Origin of the sequence: Polaribacter sejongensis (assembly GCF_038024065.1) — a bacterium.
GTDB lineage: Bacteria > Bacteroidota > Bacteroidia > Flavobacteriales > Flavobacteriaceae > Polaribacter > Polaribacter sejongensis.
In genome coordinates, this window is record NZ_CP150667.1 from 3,648,714 (window position 1) to 3,668,647 (window position 19,934).

Consider the following 19,934-nt stretch of genomic DNA (forward strand, 5'->3'; position numbering starts at 1 on the left):
AATTTTAAAAAAAAAATAAATATATGTCTGTTTTAGTTTTTGCCGATTCATCGGAAGGAAAATTTAAGAAAACTGCTTTAGAAGTAGTTTCATATGGAAAAAAGGTTGCAGAACAATTAGGTACTAATGTTGTTGCACTCACAATAAACGCAAGCGATTCATCAGAATTATATACATACGGAGCAGAGAAAGTAGTATCAGTTTCTAATGATGCTTTACAAACTTTTAATGCAAAACAATATGCAGCTGTAATTACAGAAGTTGCAAAAGCACAAAATGCCACTGTTGTAGTTGTAGATTCTAGTACAGATGGTTTGTATCTAGCTCCAATTATTGCAGTAAACTTAGAAGCAGGTTGCGTTTCTAACGTAGTAGATGTACCATCAAGTACGAGTCCGTTTACAGTAAAAAGAAAAACATTTTCTAACAAAGCATTTTCAAATACTGTAATTTCTACAGAACATAAAGTTATAGTAGTTGCAAAAAATTCTTATGGCGTTCATGAAAATGTAGTTACTGGAAGCACAGAAACTTTTGAAGCTACAATAGTAGAATCAGGAGTAAAATCGGAAAAAATAGAAAGAGTTACTGGTAAAGTAACTATTGCAGATGCAGAAATTGTTGTCTCTGCAGGTAGAGGTTTAAAAGGACCAGAAAATTGGGGTATGGTAGAAGAATTAGCAAGTGTTTTAGGCGCTGCAACAGCTTGTTCTAAACCAGTTTCAGATTTAGGATGGCGTCCACATGCAGAACATGTAGGGCAAACTGGTAAGCCAGTTGCATCTAATTTATATATTGCCATTGGTATTTCTGGAGCAATTCAGCATTTAGCTGGTATCAACGCATCAAAAGTAAAAGTAGTTATAAATACAGACCCAGAAGCACCGTTTTTTAAAGCAGCAGATTATGGGATTGTTGGTGATGCTTTTGAAGTAGTTCCAAAATTAATCGAAAAATTAAAAGCTTTTAAAGCGTCTTAATTATAAAGAATTATTTTTTGGGCGTGCCCAAATTATTTAAAGTGAAATATTAGAAACTTATCAGAAGTAAAATTTTGATAAGTTTTTTTATCAACTTTTATCAAAGTCAAAATAATTTCGTCAGGCTTGGAGTTTATCTTGAGCCAGACGAAAGGCACTCGCTTTTTTATTTTAAAAGAAAAATAAAAAGAGCTCAAACAGGTGCTTCAATCCTTCATGCAAGAGTAAAACTCACTTTTTTGAGAAATATCAGCATTAACCTATTATTTTTATTAAATTGTGCCCCTCTAAAAGTTTGTAAAAATGACTTCAAAAAGTTTTGCAAATATATTTTAGTTTTACGTAAATAAATTTATGAGTTTAATACAATTAACTATAAAGGGTATTTCTTACAGTCAAACTCAGAGTGGTGCTTATGCATTGGTTTTGAGTGAGATGGAAGGAACGAGAACTTTACCTATTATTATTGGAGCCTTCGAAGCACAATCTATTGCAATTGCTTTAGAAACAGAAATTAAACCTCCAAGACCACTTACACACGATCTCTTTAAAACATTTTCAGACCGCTTTTCTGTCACAGTAAAAGAGGTAATTATCCATAAATTAGTAGATGGAGTATTTTTTTCTAGCTTAGTTTGCGAAAAAGACGGCGTAGAAGAAGTTTTAGACGCAAGAACTTCAGACGCAATTGCAATAGCAGTTCGTTTTCAAGCTCCAATATATACTTATGAAAATATTTTAGAAAAAGCAGGTATTTTTCTTAAGATAGAAGAAGAATTTGGAATTGAAGATACACCAGAATCTGAAGAAGACGTTATTGATATAGATACGTTAATCCTTAAAAAGGAGTCTTCTTTTTCTGACGTTAGTTTAGAAGAACTTCATGACCAATTAAATACTGCAGTTTCTGATGAAAACTACGAATTAGCTGCAAAAATTAGAGACGAAATTAGTAAACGCTCTTAATATTATAAGTACACATTATGAAAAAAATATTTATTGCTGTTTTCTGTTTGTTGTCAATCTCAGTTTTTTCTCAAAGTACAGAAACAGTTTCTGCTGTAACAGAAATTATACCTAGTCAAGGTTTTTCTTTTCAGAGTTTATGGCGAGGAATTTTAGGAATGTTTTCATTAATTTTAATAGCTTTCTTATTTAGTGCAAATAAAAAAGCAATAGATTGGAAAAAAGTAGCTATTGGTTTAGGATTGCAATTATTAATTGCTATTGGAGTTTTAAAAGTTGAATTTATACAATCTATATTTGAATTTGTAGGAGGTATATTTATAGAAATATTAGCTTATACAAAAGCAGGTAGTGAGTTCTTATTTGCTGGTATTGTAGGAGATATGAATAAGTTTGGTTACATCTTTGCTTTTCAAGTATTACCAACAATTATATTCTTTTCTGCATTAACTTCTTTATTGTTTTATTTGGGAATAATTCAAAAAGTTGTAAAAGTTTTAGCAATTGTATTGTCTAAATTTTTAGGGATTTCAGGTATGGAAAGTCTTTCTGTAGCTGGTAATATCTTTTTAGGGCAAACCGAAGCACCACTTCTAATTAAAGCTTATTTAGAGAAAATGAATAAGTCGGAAATGTTATTGGTAATGATTGGTGGTATGGCAACCGTTGCAGGTGCTGTATTGGCTGCTTACATTGGCTTTTTAGGTGGTGGAGATAAAGAATTAGAATTGGTATTTGCTAAACATTTATTAGCGGCCTCTGTTATGGCGGCACCTGGTGCTATTGTAATTTCTAAAATATTATATCCACAAACTGAAGAAGTAAATTCTGACGTTACTGTTTCTCAAGAAAAAATAGGCGCTAATATTTTAGATGCTATTGCTAATGGAACGACAGAAGGTTTACGTTTAGCCGTAAATGTAGGAGCAATGCTTTTAGTTTTTGTAGCTATAATAGCGATGTTAAATGGTATTTTAGGAGCGGTTGCATCTTTTGATGGTTTTACAATTGAATTTTTAAGCTTAGAATGGCGCTGTACTTCTGTTAATGAACTTATCGCAAATAACACGCTTTACGACGGTCTTTCTTTAGAGTTTATTTTAGGATATATATTTGCTCCTTTAATGTGGCTTATTGGTGTTGCTAAAGAAGATATGGCTTTAATGGGGCAGTTATTGGGTATAAAATTGGCTGCAAGTGAATTTGTTGGTTATATTCAGTTAGCAGAATTAAAAAATGTAGCTAGTGCAACTCATTTAACATATAACAAATCTATAATTATGGCAACATACATGTTGTGTGGATTTGCAAATTTTGCGTCTATTGGTATACAGATAGGAGGTATTGGATCTTTAGCTCCTGGACAACGTAAAGTTTTGTCAGAATTTGGAATTAAAGCTTTAATTGGAGGTACCATTGCTTCTTTAATGTCTGCAACAATTGCAGGTATGATTATAGGATAAAAGTGTAAGCGTGTAATTGTTTATTTGTTTAAACCTTTACATGTACTTTAATAAACAATTACATAATTAAAAGATTACACAACTAAATGAAACAATATCACGATTTAGTAAAACACGTTTTAGAAAACGGAAACGAAAAAGGAGATAGAACAGGTACTGGAACAAAAAGTGTTTTTGGGTACCAAATGCGTTTTGATTTAAGTGAAGGTTTCCCAATGGTTACTACCAAAAAACTACATTTAAAATCTATTATTTATGAATTGCTTTGGTTTATAAAGGGCGATACAAATATTAAATATTTACAAGAAAACGGTGTAAGAATCTGGAATGATTGGGCAGACGAAAATGGAGACTTAGGTCCTGTTTACGGACATCAATGGCGTAATTGGAATAGTGATGAAGTAGATCAATTAAAAGATGTAATAACGTCTTTAAAGACCAATCCAAACTCAAGAAGAATGTTGGTTTCTGCTTGGAATCCTTCTGTATTACCAGATACTTCGGTATCTTTTTCAGAAAATGTAGCCAATGGCAAAGCAGCGTTACCTCCTTGTCATGCTTTTTTTCAATTTTATGTAGCAGATGGTAAGTTATCTTGTCAACTATATCAAAGAAGTGCAGACATCTTTTTAGGAGTACCTTTTAATATTGCATCTTATGCATTATTTACTATGATGATTGCACAAGTTTGTGGTTATGAGGCAGGCGAATTTATTCATACTTTTGGAGATGCTCATATCTATAATAACCATAAAGAACAATTTGAAGTTCAGTTGGCTAGAGATATTAGACCATTACCAAAAATGAAAATGAACCCAGCAATAAAAAATATCGAAGATTTTACGTTCGAAGATTTTGAGCTGTTAGATTATAATCCTCACCCACATATTAAAGGAAAAGTTGCGGTTTAATCGCAAGGCAATAGCCAAAGATTCAATTTCCGGAGGCTTGCTTCAAATGAAAAATAGTTGTATTGCAAGCATACCTGGTGCCTTTAGGTAGAGGTTGTTGATTAAAACAACTCATAGAAATTAAAACAAAAAAGAGCTTTCAAAATTAATTGGAAGCTCTTTTTTTTTATATCAATAACGTTGTTATTATAAGTTTAATACGCTGTTTTCTGTTCCTACAAAGTCGTTCCAAGCAAGTCCATCTGCTTCTTGTTCGTTTGTATATGTACCATCTATTAAGTATTTAAACTCATAAGATTTTCCAGATTCTAAATCTAAAGTACCTTTAAAAGACCCATTTTTCAATTTCTTTAAAGGAGCCGATTTTTCATTCCACTCATTAAAGCATCCTACTACCACTACTTTTTTAGCTTCTTCAGCAGGTACAGTAAAAGTTACTTTACAAACTGGTTTGCTTTTTAAAAATTGTTTTTTAATTGCCATAATTATTCTATTCAAAAATTTTAAGTAAAAATATGTAACTACTTGGTTATAAACATCATTATTTTGTAAGAAAATAAAAGAATTATCAGTTATGTAAAATGGCCATATAAATTATTGATAATTCAAAATGAAAGGGAATTAAATTTATTGTTTATATAAAATAAAGCATATTTGTTTCTACTTGATTTTCAGTGTTTTCAGTTCGAAAACGTATTCGTAAGTATGCTATTTTGATTTAAAGTGCCCTTAAAACGTCAAATCTTAGTAGAAATATTCTAATTTTGTTAAAATTTTAGGATTCTATGATTACAATTATAGCAGCAATTGCAAAGAATAATGCTTTAGGAAAGGATAATGATTTAATTTGGCATTTACCAGCAGATTTAAAAAGGTTTAAAAAAGTTACAACCGGACATCACATTTTAATGGGCAGAAATACTTTTGAGTCTATAGGTAAACCATTACCTAATAGAACTACTATTATAATAACCCGAAATCAAAATTATTTTAAAGAAGGGTGTTTAATAGCCAATAGTATTGAAGAAGCCATAGGAATGGTAGAAAATAAAGATGATATTTTTATAATTGGTGGCGCACAAATTTATAAAGAAAGCATGCAAAAAGGTTTGGTAGACCGATTAGATATTACTCAAGTGCATCATGAATTTGAAGCAGATGTTTTTTTTCCAGAGATAGATTTAAAAATTTGGAAAGAAACAAATAGAGAAGATTTTATAGCAGACGAAAAAAATAAATTTGATTTTAGTTTTGTAAGTTTTCAAAAGAAAAAATAATGAATAAGTATCTAGTCCTCCTAATTGTTAGTTTTTTTTACACTATAAATTTAGTCTCGCAAGAGTATCTAAAAGATTTTGGTTCTATTAAAGAGTTTGTAAAAGGTAATAATGAATCTTATTTTATAGCCTATGATTTTCTTTATGGTAATGAATTATGGAAGACTGATGGGACAAAAGAAGGAACTGTTTTAGTAAAAGATATATACAAAGGAACTAGGGGGTCTTCGATATCCAACCTTTTTTATTTTAAAAATAATCTTTATTTTTCAGCAAACGATGGTGTTCATGGCCAAGAATTATGGAAATCTGATGGTACGGAACAAGGAACAATTCTTATTAAAAACATATATAAGTACGTTAAACAAAGTGCTAACCCTAGAGGGTTTACTGTTTATAATGATGAACTTTATTTTCTTGCAGCAGATGATAATATCAGTGGATATCAAGATATATGGAAAACAGACGGCACAGAAGTGGGGACTTTAAAAGTTTATGGTGCTCATTCAAATAGAGGTGATTTAATTGTAGCAAATAATTTACTTTATTTTTCACAGGGAACTAAGTTATATACGGTTAACGTTTATGATCATTCATTAACAGAAGTTAAAGTAGGTAATTATTATAGTGTTGCAGAATTTAATGTTTTTAACAACGAACTGTATTTTATATCCCATACTAGTTACAGACAAAATATACGGTTTTATAAAATTGATAAAAATGAGAATTTAATTTTATTACAAGAGTACAACCAACCAAAATATGGAGATATAGATATTGATAATTTTACTTTTGTAAATGGCGACGTTTATTTTTCAATTAGAACAGATTTTAATTCGGAAGACGACACAGATGTTTTATGGAAAACAGATGGTACTGCGGCAAACACATTAGCAATAAAATCTTTTAGTTGGGATAGGCATTCTTCTGGTTCTCAAATGTCAAATTTTATAGCGTACAAAAATAATTTATACTTTAGTGGAAAAAGCCAATATGGATACAGTTTATGGGTTTCTAACGGTACTGCATCCGGGACTAAAGAGTCTCTAAATAATGCAGTAAGTAGCTCTGTAAATATGTTTGTTTTTAAAGACAATTTATATTTTATATCAGGTTCTAATTTGTATTATACAAATGGCAGTTTTGGCGATATTCATAAGACTTCAGATATTTTAGTTTCTTCTAAATACTCTAACGATTTATTTAATGTAAGCGTAGGAAACAGTACAGTTTATATAGAAGGAAGTACATTTTCGGGTTCAGAAAATGCCCTTTTTACTATTAATTCAAGTCCGTCTATAGAGGTAAAAGAATCTTATTCAATTATTAAAAATAATAAAATTATAAACTTAACATCTAAAGTAGATAGTCTAGTAACCAAAACATTTACCATAAAAAATAAAGGGTATAAAGACTTGGCGCTTTCTTCAATCTATATTGATGGAAAAGGTTTTTTTGTGAATAATAAATCCGATAAAAATATAAATGAAAACAATTCTGAAGGAATTATAAGTCAAATTATAAAGCCAGGAGAGTTTACTAGTTTTCAAATTGGTTTTTATCCGAGTAAATTAAAAGAAGAATCAGGTATACTTTATATAAAATCTAATGATGCTGAGTCTTTTAATTATAAGATTAATTTTATAGGAACTGTAGAAGAAGGAATTGTAAAAAATAAAACGAATACCTTTCCATTAAAAAAGGACATTAAATTTGAAAATTCGTTATTTCTTTTAAGTGCGAATAGTATTGAAGAAAACAATCAATTAAGTACAGAGATTGGTCGTTTTTCTAGTTTAAATAATATTGATTATAAGTTTATTCTTATTGATGGGGAAGCAGATAATAGTAATTTTATTATTGAAGATAATAAATTAAAGGCAAATAAGATTTTTAATTACGAGTTGCAAAATACTTTGATTGTTCGCGTAAAAGCAACATCTATAAATGATGCCGCTAATACTTTAGAAGGAAGTTTTGTAATAAAGGTTGTAAATCAGAATGAAGATGTTTTAAGGGAGTGTTCAGAAAGTTTAATCAATTTATCTTACGGATTAAATGATGTAACATTTATAGATGATAAAACGGTAGTAGCAGTTGGTGATTTTGGTCGGATTTTAAAATCTACAGATGTAGGAATTACTTGGGAGAACGTTGGCGTAGATATTACAAACACACTTAATAAGATACAATTTATAAACGATAATGTTGGCTATATAAAAGGAGGTGGTATTCTTTTAAAAACTATGGACGCTGGTGAGAATTGGTTTCAAGTAAGTTTTCCTGTTGAGTCTTATCCTTATACAAATAATATGTTTTTTGTTTCAGAAGCAGTAGGTTATGTATTTGGTAGTGAAGGTAAAATTTATAAAACGATAGATGCAGGAATTTCTTGGACGTTTAAAAAAGTAAATTATAGTAATTTAACTTGTGCCTATTTTTTTAATGAAAATGAAGGTATTATTGGTCAAAATTCTAAGTCTTTTTTAAAGACGACTGATGGTGGTTTAAATTGGGAGAATATAAGTGTTGATTTTCCAGAATTTAGCTATTCATCTACCATAAGTAAAATAGATTTTATAGATGATAAAATTGGTTATGCTACATCGTATAAAGGACAAATTATAAAAACAGAAGATGCAGGGAAAACATGGGAGTTTAAGAGTGTTACTAATGTAAGTTATCCAACGAAACTCAAATTTATAGATGAAAATACAGGGTATTTTATGGGTGGGTTTAATTATAGCTCTATTTTAAAAACAGAAGACGGAGGTAATACTTGGCATTCCCTAGATTTTGAAAGAGTAGGGAGTATAACCAGTATTGATTTTAATGATAATAATGCCATAATTGTAGGTCATGGAGAGGGGTTTGGAAGAACTTCTGAAAACGGACATTCAATATATAAAATGGATGTAGCAGATAATGATATTAAACTGAAATCGTCTTTAAGAGGAGATGCATATTATGTATCAATGGATTTTTCAGATAATTTAGGTATGCTTTTGTCTAATGGTCAATATTCTGGGAATAGTGATTCTAGAATTACAAAAAATGGAGGAATAACATGGCAGAAAATAAACCTTCCGGAAGTAGAAAATGAAGCATATTTTAAATGTTACATCAAAAATAATAAGTTTTATATTTTAGGTAGAAATAAAATTTATGTGAGTGAAGATTTTGGAGAAAGTTTTCAAATATTTGAAAATCCAGGTTTACTCAATTTATTTTGGGGAGATAATCATATTGTTTATGGTACTTCTTATGAAAACTTTTATAAATCTGAAGATTCCGGAATTACTTGGGTTAAAAATCCAAATCTAAGTTATGATGAATTTTCAAAACCCAATGATATTTATTTTGTTAATGATAATATTGGTTTCTTATTAACATATAATGGGTATTATAAAACTATAGATGGTGGTGTAAGTTTTACTTATAAAAATGATTTAAAAGAGGATAACTATCAAGATGAAGTGTTTTTTACATCTATCTTTTTTAAAGACGAATTAAATGGTGTAATAGGTAATAATGATGGTCTTGTTTATGTTACTTCTAACGGAGGAGATACATGGAAGCGTGTTGTAAGTATAATGCCTGTTGGTGTTACAGAGTTAGAAGTTAACTTAAACAATTATTATGCTATTTCTACAAATGGAGGGGGGGATACTACTCTTAATAAAAGTATTGATAATGGAAATAGTTGGCAAACGGTAGAAGTTCTAGAAGAAGATGTTAAAGATTTAAAGTTTTTTAATAACGAGCTTTATTTAATAGGAGATCGTGGAACCTTTTATAAATACACATTAAATAAAGCTTCTTTATTGCCAAGTTTTATTAATGGAGATATAAATGTAGTAGAAAAATCGAAATCGAGTTATTCTATTAATCAAGGTTTTAACACGTCGTATAAATGGTCTGTCACTGGTAATAATTCTATAGAGTATGCTAATAATATTGCTAAGGTTAATTGGCAAGAACCAGGGCAATTTGTGGTGTCGGTTAGTTCTTTTAATGATTGTGAAGAAGTAGTAGGTGCTAGAGATTTAATTGTAAATGTTTACAATACACCTAATCCTAATATTGTAGGTTCTTCTGAAGTTTTAAACTTTACAAACGAAGTATATTACACAGCTCTTAGTGCAGATTCTAGATACTTATGGAAGGTAATTGGAGATGATAATTCTGTTGAGAATGAAAATAAAATAGAAATAAATTGGGGAGAAATTGGTGAAGGAGAAATAATTGTAACAGAAATAGATAACATAACAAATACTAGAGTAAGAAATAATTTATTTGTTACAATAAAAGATGTTTTAACCGTTGGTCAATCTGATAGGGTTGAAAATATTACAGTGTATCCTGTTCCTTCTAAGAATAGCATAAAAGTAGATTTTCCTATAGACTTAAAAAGCTCTAAAAAGGTTATTAAAATTTACAATTTGTTAGGAAAAGAACAATCATTTGAATTTGATGAAAATTCTTACTTAAATATAAGCAGTTTAAAATCTGGAGTATATTTTTTAAAAATATCTATCAATTCGAAAGTGTTTACTAAAAAAATTATTAAAAATTAAACTCAAATAATTATCTAATTCTACTAGAAAAACCTCCCCCTAAATTCATTTTATACTTTTGTTGGGCAAATAAAAAGTAATTAAATAATTTATAGTTTACGTCGTAACCGTAATCAGTAGTAGATTGGTAGTCAACGATGTTTTCATATATATTAGCGTTGAATTGAATAGGGTTTCTAGCTCTATTATTCCATTCTAAAACCCAAGTTCTATTTCTAGCCTCTAGGTAGTTTTGAGAATAATAACCTTCTGGTTTAGCTATGGAAGCTAAAAAGGCATTAAAACCAGGGTCTATAATAATTACTTCATATTCTAAACTATCATTGGCAATAACAACAGGTTTTTCTTCTGATGTTGTATTTTTTTTTATGGATGATGAACCACAAGCGTACACAAATAATCCAAAAGAAAAAAGTATAAGAAGTTGTTTTAATAGTTTCATAATCAATTGTTTTATTTAAAGTAAAGTTCCGAAAAATATTCTAAAATAGGTTGGTTTTTAATTGATTTAACATTAATTTTCAACCTTAATAAAAAAGGATGAAACAAAGATGTTTTTGGGTAACAGACAGTGACTTGTATAAAAAATATCATGATGAAGAGTGGGGAACACCTGTCTATGATGATGGTGTTTTATTTGAATTTTTAATCCTAGAAACCTTTCAAGCAGGTTTAAGTTGGATTACAATTTTAAACAAAAGAGAAAATTTTAGAGTTGCTTTTGATCAATTCGATTATAATAAAATTGCAACTTATTCCGAAAGTAAATATGAATCTTTATTATTAGATAGTGGCATTATTAGAAATAAGCTAAAAATTAAAAGTGCCATTACAAATGCACAATTATTTATAGATATTCAAAAGGAGTTTGGTTCTTTTTCTAAATTTATTTGGTCTTACGTTAATAACAAACCAATTATTAATAAGTTTAATAAAAGAGAGGAAGTACCTGCAACAACAGCGCTATCAGATAAAATTTCTAAGGACTTAAAAAAGAGAGGTTTTAAATTTGTAGGATCTACTGTAATGTATGCATATATGCAAGCTGTTGGTATGGTAAATGACCACACTACAGATTGTTTTAAATATTTATAAGAATGAATGTATTTGAAATACCCAAAGATGATTTAAAAAAAATCATTTCTATTTTTAACAGAGAAATTGGTCGCTTTATTTTTTTTGTTTTCGTCTTGTTTTTTGATAGTATTTATTTTGCAGAAAACGTAACAAGCTCGCAGCTATTAATTAATATTTTAATGTTAGCAGGTTTTTTAAAAATGTACTTTAGATCTACTCCAAGAGTAAAAGAACTAATGATTTATGCTGTAATTTTGGGTTTTGGAGGAGAATATCTTTTTTCTAGAGCATTAAGTATGTATACTTATAGATTAGAGAATGTGCCGTTTTATGTACCCATTGGTCACGCCGCTTTGTACGGTAGAATTTTAATGTTTAGTAAGGCATCAGTTGTAAAAAAATACAATAAAGCTATTGAGCAATTGTTTGCAATTGTAATTGCAATTTTTGCAACTACATATCTTGTTTTCTTTTCAGATGTTTTTGGTTTTGTAATGACAATAGGTGTTTTTCTATTACTTTGGAAAAGGCCTAAGGATAGGTTGTTTTTCTATGCGATGTATATTTTAGTAGCAATTTTAGAAATTGGTGGTACTGCCTTTGGGTGCTGGAGTTGGCCAAGTATAGGGTTTGAAGTTTTTGAGTTTTTACCAAGTAATAACCCGCCAAGTGGTATTAGTTTATTTTACTTTTTATTAGATATTGGTTGCTTTGTAATTTATACTCAAAGACATAAGATAACTTGGAGTAGGCTTAAAAATATACGAAGTATACGCACTTAAAATTTGTACCTTTATACATCAATTATAAATTTAATAAAATGAATATAAAACAGATGATTTTTGGTTGTTCAGTAGCTGTATTATTGGCTTCTTGTACTGCGGAACAAAAAAAAGAAACCGAAAAAGAAACGGTAAAAGCAACAGCAGAATTTAACCATTTTGTAGAACAGTTTGCAGATATTAAAGTATTGCGTTATAAAATCCCAGGGTTTGAAGAGCTTACTTTAAAAGAAAAAGAACTTGTTTATTACTTAACACAAGCAGGTTTGTCTGGTAGAGATATTATGTGGGATCAAAACTATCGCTATAATTTAAGTATTAGAAAGGCTTTAGAAAATATCAACCAAAATTATACTGGAGATAGAGGAAGTGAGAGCTTTAAATCGTTTAAAACCTTCTTAAAAAGAGTTTGGTTTTCTAACGGAATTCATCATCATTATTCTAATGATAAATTAAAACCAGCATTTACAAAAGAATATTTTACAGAAGATTTATTAGAAAATTCAAATACAGAATTGTCATCAGCAATAATTGAAATTTTATTTAATGATGCTGATAATAAAAAAGTAAATAAGAAATCTGGAGTTGACAATATTTTGTCATCAGCAATTAATTTTTATGGACCAGATATTACCGACAAAGATGTTGCTGAATTTTATAAAACAGCTTATAAAGGATCTAAAGAGCAACCAATTGAAGCGGGTTTAAATTCTAAATTAGTTAGAGAAAACGGTAAATTGGTAGAAAAAGTGTGGAAATCTGGCGGAATGTATGGTGCTGCATTAGACAATGTTATTGGTTGGTTAGAAAAAGCAAAAGGAGTTGCAGAAAATGATAAGCAAGCGCATACTTTAGAGTTATTAATAGAATATTACAAAACTGGTAGTTTAGATGTTTGGGATCAGTATTGTGTTGCTTGGGCAACTTCTACAGAAGGAAATATCGATTGGATAAATGGTTTTATAGAAGTATACAACGATCCAAAAGGATACAGAGGTTCTTATGAAACTATTGTTCAGATTAAAGATTTTGACATGTCTCGTAAAATGAAAGTTTTATCTGATAATGCGCAATGGTTTGAAGATAATGCTCCGTTAGATCCTTCTCACAAAAAACAAAATGTAGTTGGGGTTTCTTATAAAACGGTAAATGTTGCAGGTGAGGCAGGAGATGCATCTCCAAGTACGCCAATTGGTGTAAACTTACCGAATAACAATTGGATTCGTGAACAACATGGTTCTAAATCTGTTTCTTTAGGAAACATTATTGGGGCTTATAATAATGTAGGCGGAACAGATCGTTTAAAAGAATTTGCCAATGATGAAGAGGAAGTTCGTCTAGAAGAAAAATACGGTCAGATTGCAGATAAATTACATACTTCTTTGCATGAAGTTGTTGGGCATGCTTCTGGTGTAATTAATGAAGGAATAGGGCAACCAAAAGAAACGCTTCAAAATTATGCTTCTACAATGGAAGAAGGGCGTGCAGATTTAGTTGGTTTGTATTATTTAATGGATTCTAAATTACAAGAATTGGGATTGACAGATAATTACAAAGAGTTAGGAATGGCTGCTTATGATGGATATATTAGAAATGGATTAATGACTCAGTTAGTAAGAATTAATTTAGGAGATGATATTGAGGAAGACCACATGGTGAACAGACAATGGGTTTCTGCTTGGGCTTTTGAGCAAGGTAAAAAAGACAATGTTATAGAAAAGGTTGTGAGAGACGGTAAAACGTACTTTAATATAAATGATTACGATAAGTTAAGAGTAATATTTGGAAGCTTATTAAAAGAGGCACAACGTATAAAATCTGAAGGTGATTTTGATGCTGCTAAAGCTTTGGTAGAAGGGTATGGTGTTAAAGTAGATCAACAAATACATGCAGAGGTTTTACAAAGAAATGAGCAGTTTAAATCTGCACCTTATAATGGATTTGTAAACCCTGTTTTAGTTCCGGATGTAGATGAAAATGGAAAGGTTATAGATGTACAAGTTACACACCCTAAAGATTTTGAAGAGCAAATGTTATTTTATTCTAAAAATTATAATTTCTTAGGAACTGAAAATTAAAATTTCTTATTCCTGATAAGGAATATCTTTAAAAGTAATTTATGTAAAAACCGACTCTAAACAGAGTCGTTTTTTTTATGATAATCAAATTATAAACTGATTTTATTGATAGGTAAACAATAAACAGTCTAAAATTAAAGGGAATATTTTAAAAGTAACAGCGGTTATGAAACAACCAGCGTGTATTTCTTTTTAAATCTAAATCAAAACTAATTATAATTTCATGAGAGCTTAGATTCTCTCCATAATTAGCCAGTCTATTATCATAAGAGTATCCAACTCTATATTTTTTATTAACAACTATAGCAAACAGAGCACTCATAGATTCTTTATAACGGTAAGACAAACCTGCTTCAATTATTTCTTTATAAATAAAATTAGCATTTAGATCTACAGAAACAGGTAGACTAGGGGTGTATTTTATAATCGTTGAAGGTTTAAATTTTAATTCTTCAGACATCTCATAGATATATCCTGATGCTAAAAAGAAATTGTGATTGCTTATTCCAAAGCTTTCATCAAGGTTTTCTAAAGTTTTAAATTGTCTAGATTTTAAAATATTTGGAATGGATAATCCTATAAAAAAATCTTCAGTGTAATACAATCCACCAAAACCAATATTGGGATAACTTCCATCTGTAGAAGCATATATTTCATTATCTGGTGTTACACCTCCTGCATAATTATTATTAAAAAAAGTAACGCCACCTTTTAAACCAAAAGAGAGTCTTTCGTAGCGAGATATAGGCAATGTATAAGAGACGTCTAAATTTATATTAGTACTATTTGCTAAACCTAATTTGTCGTTTATAACCGTTGCACCAAAACCTAAACCAGCTGCTGTTCTTCCGTTTATGGAAAACGTTTTGGTTTCTGGTGCCCCTTCTACACCAACCCATTGTTGACGAGCTAGTAAAGAGATGCTTAGATCTGCTCTAGAACCTACAAATGCAGGGTTTATTACCTGCATATTATACATGTATTGTGTATAATGTGGTGTCTGTTGTGCGTAATTAAATGTGTTAAAGAAAATAATTAGTAAGACACACGTAAAAAGCGTTTTATCTGTAATTCTTAAATTGTTTTGGGGGCTTTTTTGTATCATCTTATTAATTGGATAAAGCTTTGTTTAGGTTTTGTAATACCATCATTATAATCTAAAGAGTAATAATAGATGCCTTCCGTAACAGGTTTTCCGTTGTTGGTGCCATCCCACCAAAGTGGATTTGGATTACCATTGTTTTTATAATCGAATACTTGACCTCCCCAACGGTCAAGTATCGTTATTCTAAAGTTTGGATATTCTTCAATTCCAGAGATTTCAAATACATCACTTTTTCCATCATCATTTGGTGAAAAAAGATTTGGGTAATCATTGTCTTTTATGGTTCCAATACCAAAAATTGTTGATGAATAATTAGAAACACCTGTACTTGTTATTTCTACCTCTAATAGCATTGTTTCTGTATCTTCGTTTATAGTATCATCTATGGTTTTTACATCTTGAGTTATAGATGTTTCAAGTGCTGGTATATAAGCGATGGTAAATTCCGGATTATAGTCTTCTAAATCGCTTGCTGTTTCATTAACCGTTTCTAAATTAAAGTTAATCGGTAAATAATTCTGCATTGGTTCATCTGAATCTGGATTTACTAGTGAAATGGTAAAAGTTAAAGTACGCCCTTCAATAACAGTAACATTATCTATTATAACTTTAGGATCTGGGTTTATATCTAAAATTGTACCTGTTTTAGTTAAATCTTGTGCTCCAATATGAGCAGAAGCTACAACGCCGACAACGTTTATAAATTCATCTGGTTCGTTTATATTGTCTATAAAAGTAGGAATGTTAAAAGAGCTTTCTGTATTTGCGTTATTAGGATCTGTGGTTTCGGTAATGGTTAAAGATTTATAAAAACTTTGGTAATCTTCTGGACTAATTGCAGTTCCGTCTGTTGTTTGAATGTCTATGTAAATAGGTCTAGAAGATGGGCGGCTTAAAGTAACTTTATGTTCTAAATCATCACCTTCATTACTTACAGCGTTATTCATTGTAATAGACGGTGCGTCTTCATCATCTAAAAGAGTACCAATCCCTCTTATTTCTGTATTAATGGTGTTGTTAGAAGTTATGTTACCTTTTAAAGTAAATAATTCATCTAGCTCATCAATATTGTCATCTAAAGAATTTACCGTAAACCTATTTGTATCTGTAAAAGGATCTATCGTTAAGGTTTTAGAAGTTACTTGCTTATAATCATAAGGAGCAATTGCTATGTTGTATGTGTCTGCAGTTTCGGTACCATCTACTGTTGAAAAGCTAATATTAATTGGTGATGCACTTTGAATCAATTTTGAGTGATCCGTCTTTTTAACTAACAAGATTGTGAACTCTAAATCTTCTCCTTCAATTACGGATACATTATCAATAAGTACAACAATGGCTATGATCTCTCTCCAATCTCTTTCGGTTGTATCAGGGTCATCATTATTTGGGAAATCAGTAGGAACTTGACCGTTTGTTGGGTTTACCAATGCAGTATTATTGTCATATGCATCATCTAAACCATCATTGTCAATGTCTATATTTAGTGGGGTAGTTTCTGCAATTCCATCATTATCTAAATCCCAAGCTTCAATAGCATCATCACGAATGTCATTATCAGAATTAAGATCAATATAATCAGGTTTACCATCACGATCTGTGTCTGTTGGAGTAATTCCATTTGGGTATGCAGTATCTATACCTAAAGCATTAATAATACCATTTGGAGCTTTGTAATTAGCGGTAGTTTGTCCTTCAATATTATCTACAATACCATCTCCATCTGCATCAATATCTATAAAATCTTGATTGCCCTTGGTGTCTGTATTCGGAATAGTGTAATTAATAGAGGCATTGGTAGTATCGTTGTTTTCTTTAGTGTTATCAAGTCCATTTTTACCGACAGGTTTATTGGTACGACCATTACGGTTTGTATCTACAGACTTATTTCCTGCTTCTACAATATCTAAAATTCCATCGTTATCACTATCTAAATCTAAATGATTAGGAACTCCATCAGCATCAAAATCAAAAATATCTACAATACCATCGTTATTAGCATCAACACCAAAATCGGTATCTCTGTAATTAGGTATAAAGTCGTTGTCATGATCATCTAAAGGATTTAACCCGTTGTATTCATTAACATCTAGTATGGTATCGTTATCATCATCAATATCAACAGCGTTAGAAATACCATCATTGTCAGAATCTGTAGTGGCATTAACAGCTACAAAATCAGATGAGCTTATAATTTTATTTAATGGGTCTGTTGCAGTAAATTTAGAAGTGTTATTGCCAATACAGTCTTCATAAAAAACAACTGTAAATTGAACCGTAATTGTTTCTCCTCGCATTAATATACCAGAAGTACCATCAAAAAAATTGATATCTGATGTTCCGTTGTAATTAGGGTTTAATATTGGATCTTTTGTTGCTGTTGAGTTCTCTATAAAAGGAGTTGTAACAGAAACAATATTACCAGAACAAATTTTATTTAAGTCGTCTTGTAGATTTAAGTTTTCTAATTGAACAATGTTACTATTGTTTTTGATGGTAAGTTGAAAGGTAACTTCATCATGTTCTAAAATACCATTAGGAATTTTATTAACTTCTGAAATTGCTTTCTCATTATTATTGGCAGAACTAAATAACAATACCATATTAGAAGAAGCGCAACTGCATTGCATTGCAGATGTTACTGGTGCTGTAGACGAATTTGTTGGGTAATATCTATCTAAATGATTTCCTAAACCATCAGACCAATTAACAAAAGAGAATTTCTTGTTGTTAGAAGAAGTTGACTCATCTAGTCCGTCTAAATCTCCTTGTGTTTGTGAAAGGTTTAATTGATAAAAATTGTTAATTCCAGTAGAAGAGAAAGGTTCTGTTAAATAATAGATTTCTAAAATTACAGTTTCTCCAGGTTCAAGAGAGTTATTTGGCATTAGTAATTTTGTGTTTGTTCCTCCGTTATAAGAAGTATTAACAGTAACATCAGGACCAGAAACCTGAGTAACTTTAAGCTCTCTAAAAACAATACCCTTGCTTAAGAAATCGCCTAAACCCATGTTATAATTAATATTATTAGCTGTAGCAGTACCTTCATTTGTTAAGATAACTCTATTGTTATAATCAAAAGTTCCGTCTGGGTTTACATTAGGATTTCGTTCTGGTACATATAATCCTCCAGCCACAATAGCTTCTGTAGTATGAAAATCTTCAAGTAAAATACTGTTAGCGTCGTTTCCTATTGTAGAAGTTACCTCTGCTACATGATTAAAATCGATTCCAGAACCAGAAGGAGTAGGGTTAGGTCTACCACCACAAAAAGGATTTACCGTTACGCAAAATTCAATATTTATAGATTGCCTTGGGTATAAAATGAAATTATCTATAGCATCTTTGTTAAAAAGAGAATTTGATGTAGCATTTAAAAAGTTATTATTTACAGCATCTGTATTAAATTCGGTAGGGTATGGGTTGTCTACAAAATCTTGAACAGCAGTAGTATTTACCGTAACTCCTTCTATCTGTTCTACACATCCATTTCCGTAAATGCTGTTTAAATCATTTGTTAAATCGATGTTTTTTATAAGGTTTTCTGCATGGTAATCTCTTGCAGTACTTTTATTTTTAAGGGTTAAACTGTATTTAATCTTATATACTCCATCTACTGTATAGCCTTGGTTACAGCTAGATATAGAGCTTATTTCTAGTAAATCGGTTATATGTTCTACTGTTAAATATAAATTAGCTGAATCTGTAAAAGTTCCATCAGAAATAATATATTTAATTACAGGAATGTTCCCTGTATAATTTTTAGTAGGGATAAAACTATAGCTACCATCTGGTTTAAAAGAGATACTACCTCCTGCAAAAATTGCTTTTTGATCTGTGGTATAAGTTGTTCCGTTTATAATAAAATTGATAATCGATAATGAGTTGTTATCTTGATCACTATCATTTATAAGTACACCAGGAGCATCTACATTTAAAGTAGTGTTTATGTTTGCTGTATCATAATCATCCTTAGCATTTGGCGGATATAAGTTAATGATTTTTACAGTTAAGTTAGCAGTACTTGTAAAAGTTCCGTCTGAAACGGTATAACTAATTGTAGGAATTTTGTTGTTATAATTAGCGGCAGGTATAAAAGAAAAACTACCATCTTCATTAATAGTAATAGATCCTTCAGTAAAATTTGCTTTTTCACCTGCATTATAACTAATGGTATCTATTTTAAACTCAGTAACTAATAAAAAACTGTCGTCTTTATCTGTGTCATTACTTAATATACCAGGCGCATCAACATTAAGCGTTGCATTTGTTTCTGTTGAATAATTGTCATTTTTAAGATCTGGCGCATATAGGTTGTTAACTTTAATGCTCAAGTTAGCAGAATCTGTATACGTGCCATCAGAAATTACATAGTTAATTGCAAGAGTAATATCATTATAATTAGTAGTAGGTATAAAGAGAAAACTACCATTTGCATTTATAGTAATTGTTCCATCGGTTAAGTTGGCTGTGTCTCCTGCAGCATATGTAATACTATCTAATGTAAACTCTGTAACCTCTAGATCGTCATCATCTATATCAGTGTCGTTACTTAATAAACCAGGAGTTTCTATCCTTAGTACTGTATTAGATGTAGTGGTATAACTATCATCTTTTGCTACAGGTGCTGTTTGTGCAGATGTAAATTGATAGAAAAGTAAAAAAAATATAAGTATTTTATACGTATTGTATTTAGGGGGTATCATTTTTTGGGGGGT

At 30.3% G+C, this 19,934-nt stretch carries 13 protein-coding genes; 9 read left to right on the forward strand and 4 right to left on the reverse strand.

Annotation, left to right across the window (positions count from 1 at the left end):
* Positions 1-23 precede the first annotated feature (23 nt).
* The 4 genes from WHD08_RS14915 to WHD08_RS14930 all read left to right on the forward strand — a co-directional run bounded on the left by WHD08_RS14915 (position 24) and on the right by WHD08_RS14930 (position 4,320).
* Positions 24-980 carry an electron transfer flavoprotein subunit alpha/FixB family protein gene (locus WHD08_RS14915; RefSeq protein WP_208890273.1) on the forward strand — a complete coding sequence of 319 codons (957 nt, stop codon included), beginning with the start codon at positions 24-26 and terminating at the stop codon, positions 978-980.
* 354 nt (positions 981-1,334) lie between these two features.
* Entirely contained in the window at positions 1,335-1,946 is a 612-nt protein-coding gene (locus WHD08_RS14920; RefSeq protein WP_165732151.1) for a bifunctional nuclease family protein, read from the forward strand.
* 17 nt (positions 1,947-1,963) lie between these two features.
* Positions 1,964-3,409 (forward strand): NupC/NupG family nucleoside CNT transporter, encoded by a 1,446-nt coding sequence (locus tag WHD08_RS14925; protein WP_165732153.1) that lies wholly within the window; start codon positions 1,964-1,966, stop codon positions 3,407-3,409.
* An 86-nt stretch (positions 3,410-3,495) separates the two neighbouring features.
* Complete coding sequence (locus WHD08_RS14930; RefSeq protein WP_208890272.1) at positions 3,496-4,320, forward strand: thymidylate synthase; 825 nt, start codon at positions 3,496-3,498, stop codon at positions 4,318-4,320.
* A 186-nt stretch (positions 4,321-4,506) separates the two neighbouring features.
* On the opposite strand, the gene WHD08_RS14935 is transcribed toward WHD08_RS14930, so the two are convergent.
* Complete coding sequence (locus WHD08_RS14935; protein ID WP_208891164.1) at positions 4,507-4,803, reverse strand: isoamylase early set domain-containing protein; 297 nt, start codon at positions 4,801-4,803, stop codon at positions 4,507-4,509.
* Between the two features lie 302 nt (positions 4,804-5,105).
* Here WHD08_RS14935 and WHD08_RS14940 point away from each other — a divergent pair, with 302 nt between their 5' ends.
* Together WHD08_RS14940 and WHD08_RS14945 are read left to right on the forward strand one after the other, a co-directional pair.
* Positions 5,106-5,597 carry a dihydrofolate reductase gene (locus WHD08_RS14940; protein ID WP_208890271.1) on the forward strand — a complete coding sequence of 164 codons (492 nt, stop codon included), beginning with the start codon at positions 5,106-5,108 and terminating at the stop codon, positions 5,595-5,597.
* Positions 5,597-10,174 carry a YCF48-related protein gene (locus WHD08_RS14945; protein ID WP_261972507.1) on the forward strand — a complete coding sequence of 1,526 codons (4,578 nt, stop codon included), beginning with the start codon at positions 5,597-5,599 and terminating at the stop codon, positions 10,172-10,174. The genes WHD08_RS14940 and WHD08_RS14945 overlap by 1 nt, the downstream gene beginning before the upstream one ends.
* 10 nt (positions 10,175-10,184) lie before the next feature.
* Here the strand turns inward: WHD08_RS14945 and WHD08_RS14950 are convergent, their stop codons facing one another.
* Positions 10,185-10,616: a DUF6146 family protein gene (locus WHD08_RS14950; protein ID WP_208890268.1), complete on the reverse strand. Its 432-nt coding sequence runs from the start codon at positions 10,614-10,616 to the stop codon at positions 10,185-10,187.
* Between the two features lie 98 nt (positions 10,617-10,714).
* Here WHD08_RS14950 and WHD08_RS14955 point away from each other — a divergent pair, with 98 nt between their 5' ends.
* The 3 genes from WHD08_RS14955 to WHD08_RS14965 are packed head-to-tail and all read left to right on the forward strand — an operon-like array spanning position 10,715 to position 14,111.
* Positions 10,715-11,269: a DNA-3-methyladenine glycosylase I gene (locus WHD08_RS14955; protein ID WP_165732163.1), complete on the forward strand. Its 555-nt coding sequence runs from the start codon at positions 10,715-10,717 to the stop codon at positions 11,267-11,269.
* A gap of 2 nt (positions 11,270-11,271) precedes the next feature.
* On the forward strand, positions 11,272-12,033 hold the full coding sequence (locus tag WHD08_RS14960; protein ID WP_208890267.1) for a hypothetical protein: 762 nt from the start codon (positions 11,272-11,274) through the stop codon (positions 12,031-12,033).
* A gap of 38 nt (positions 12,034-12,071) precedes the next feature.
* On the forward strand, positions 12,072-14,111 hold the full coding sequence (locus WHD08_RS14965; RefSeq protein WP_208890266.1) for a dipeptidyl-peptidase 3 family protein: 2,040 nt from the start codon (positions 12,072-12,074) through the stop codon (positions 14,109-14,111).
* A gap of 148 nt (positions 14,112-14,259) precedes the next feature.
* Here WHD08_RS14965 and WHD08_RS14970 read toward each other — a convergent pair whose 3' ends face one another.
* Entirely contained in the window at positions 14,260-15,216 is a 957-nt protein-coding gene (locus tag WHD08_RS14970; protein WP_165732168.1) for a PorP/SprF family type IX secretion system membrane protein, read from the reverse strand.
* Positions 15,213-19,922: a cadherin-like domain-containing protein gene (locus tag WHD08_RS14975; protein ID WP_208890265.1), complete on the reverse strand. Its 4,710-nt coding sequence runs from the start codon at positions 19,920-19,922 to the stop codon at positions 15,213-15,215. The genes WHD08_RS14970 and WHD08_RS14975 overlap by 4 nt, the downstream gene beginning before the upstream one ends.
* Positions 19,923-19,934 lie beyond the last annotated feature (12 nt).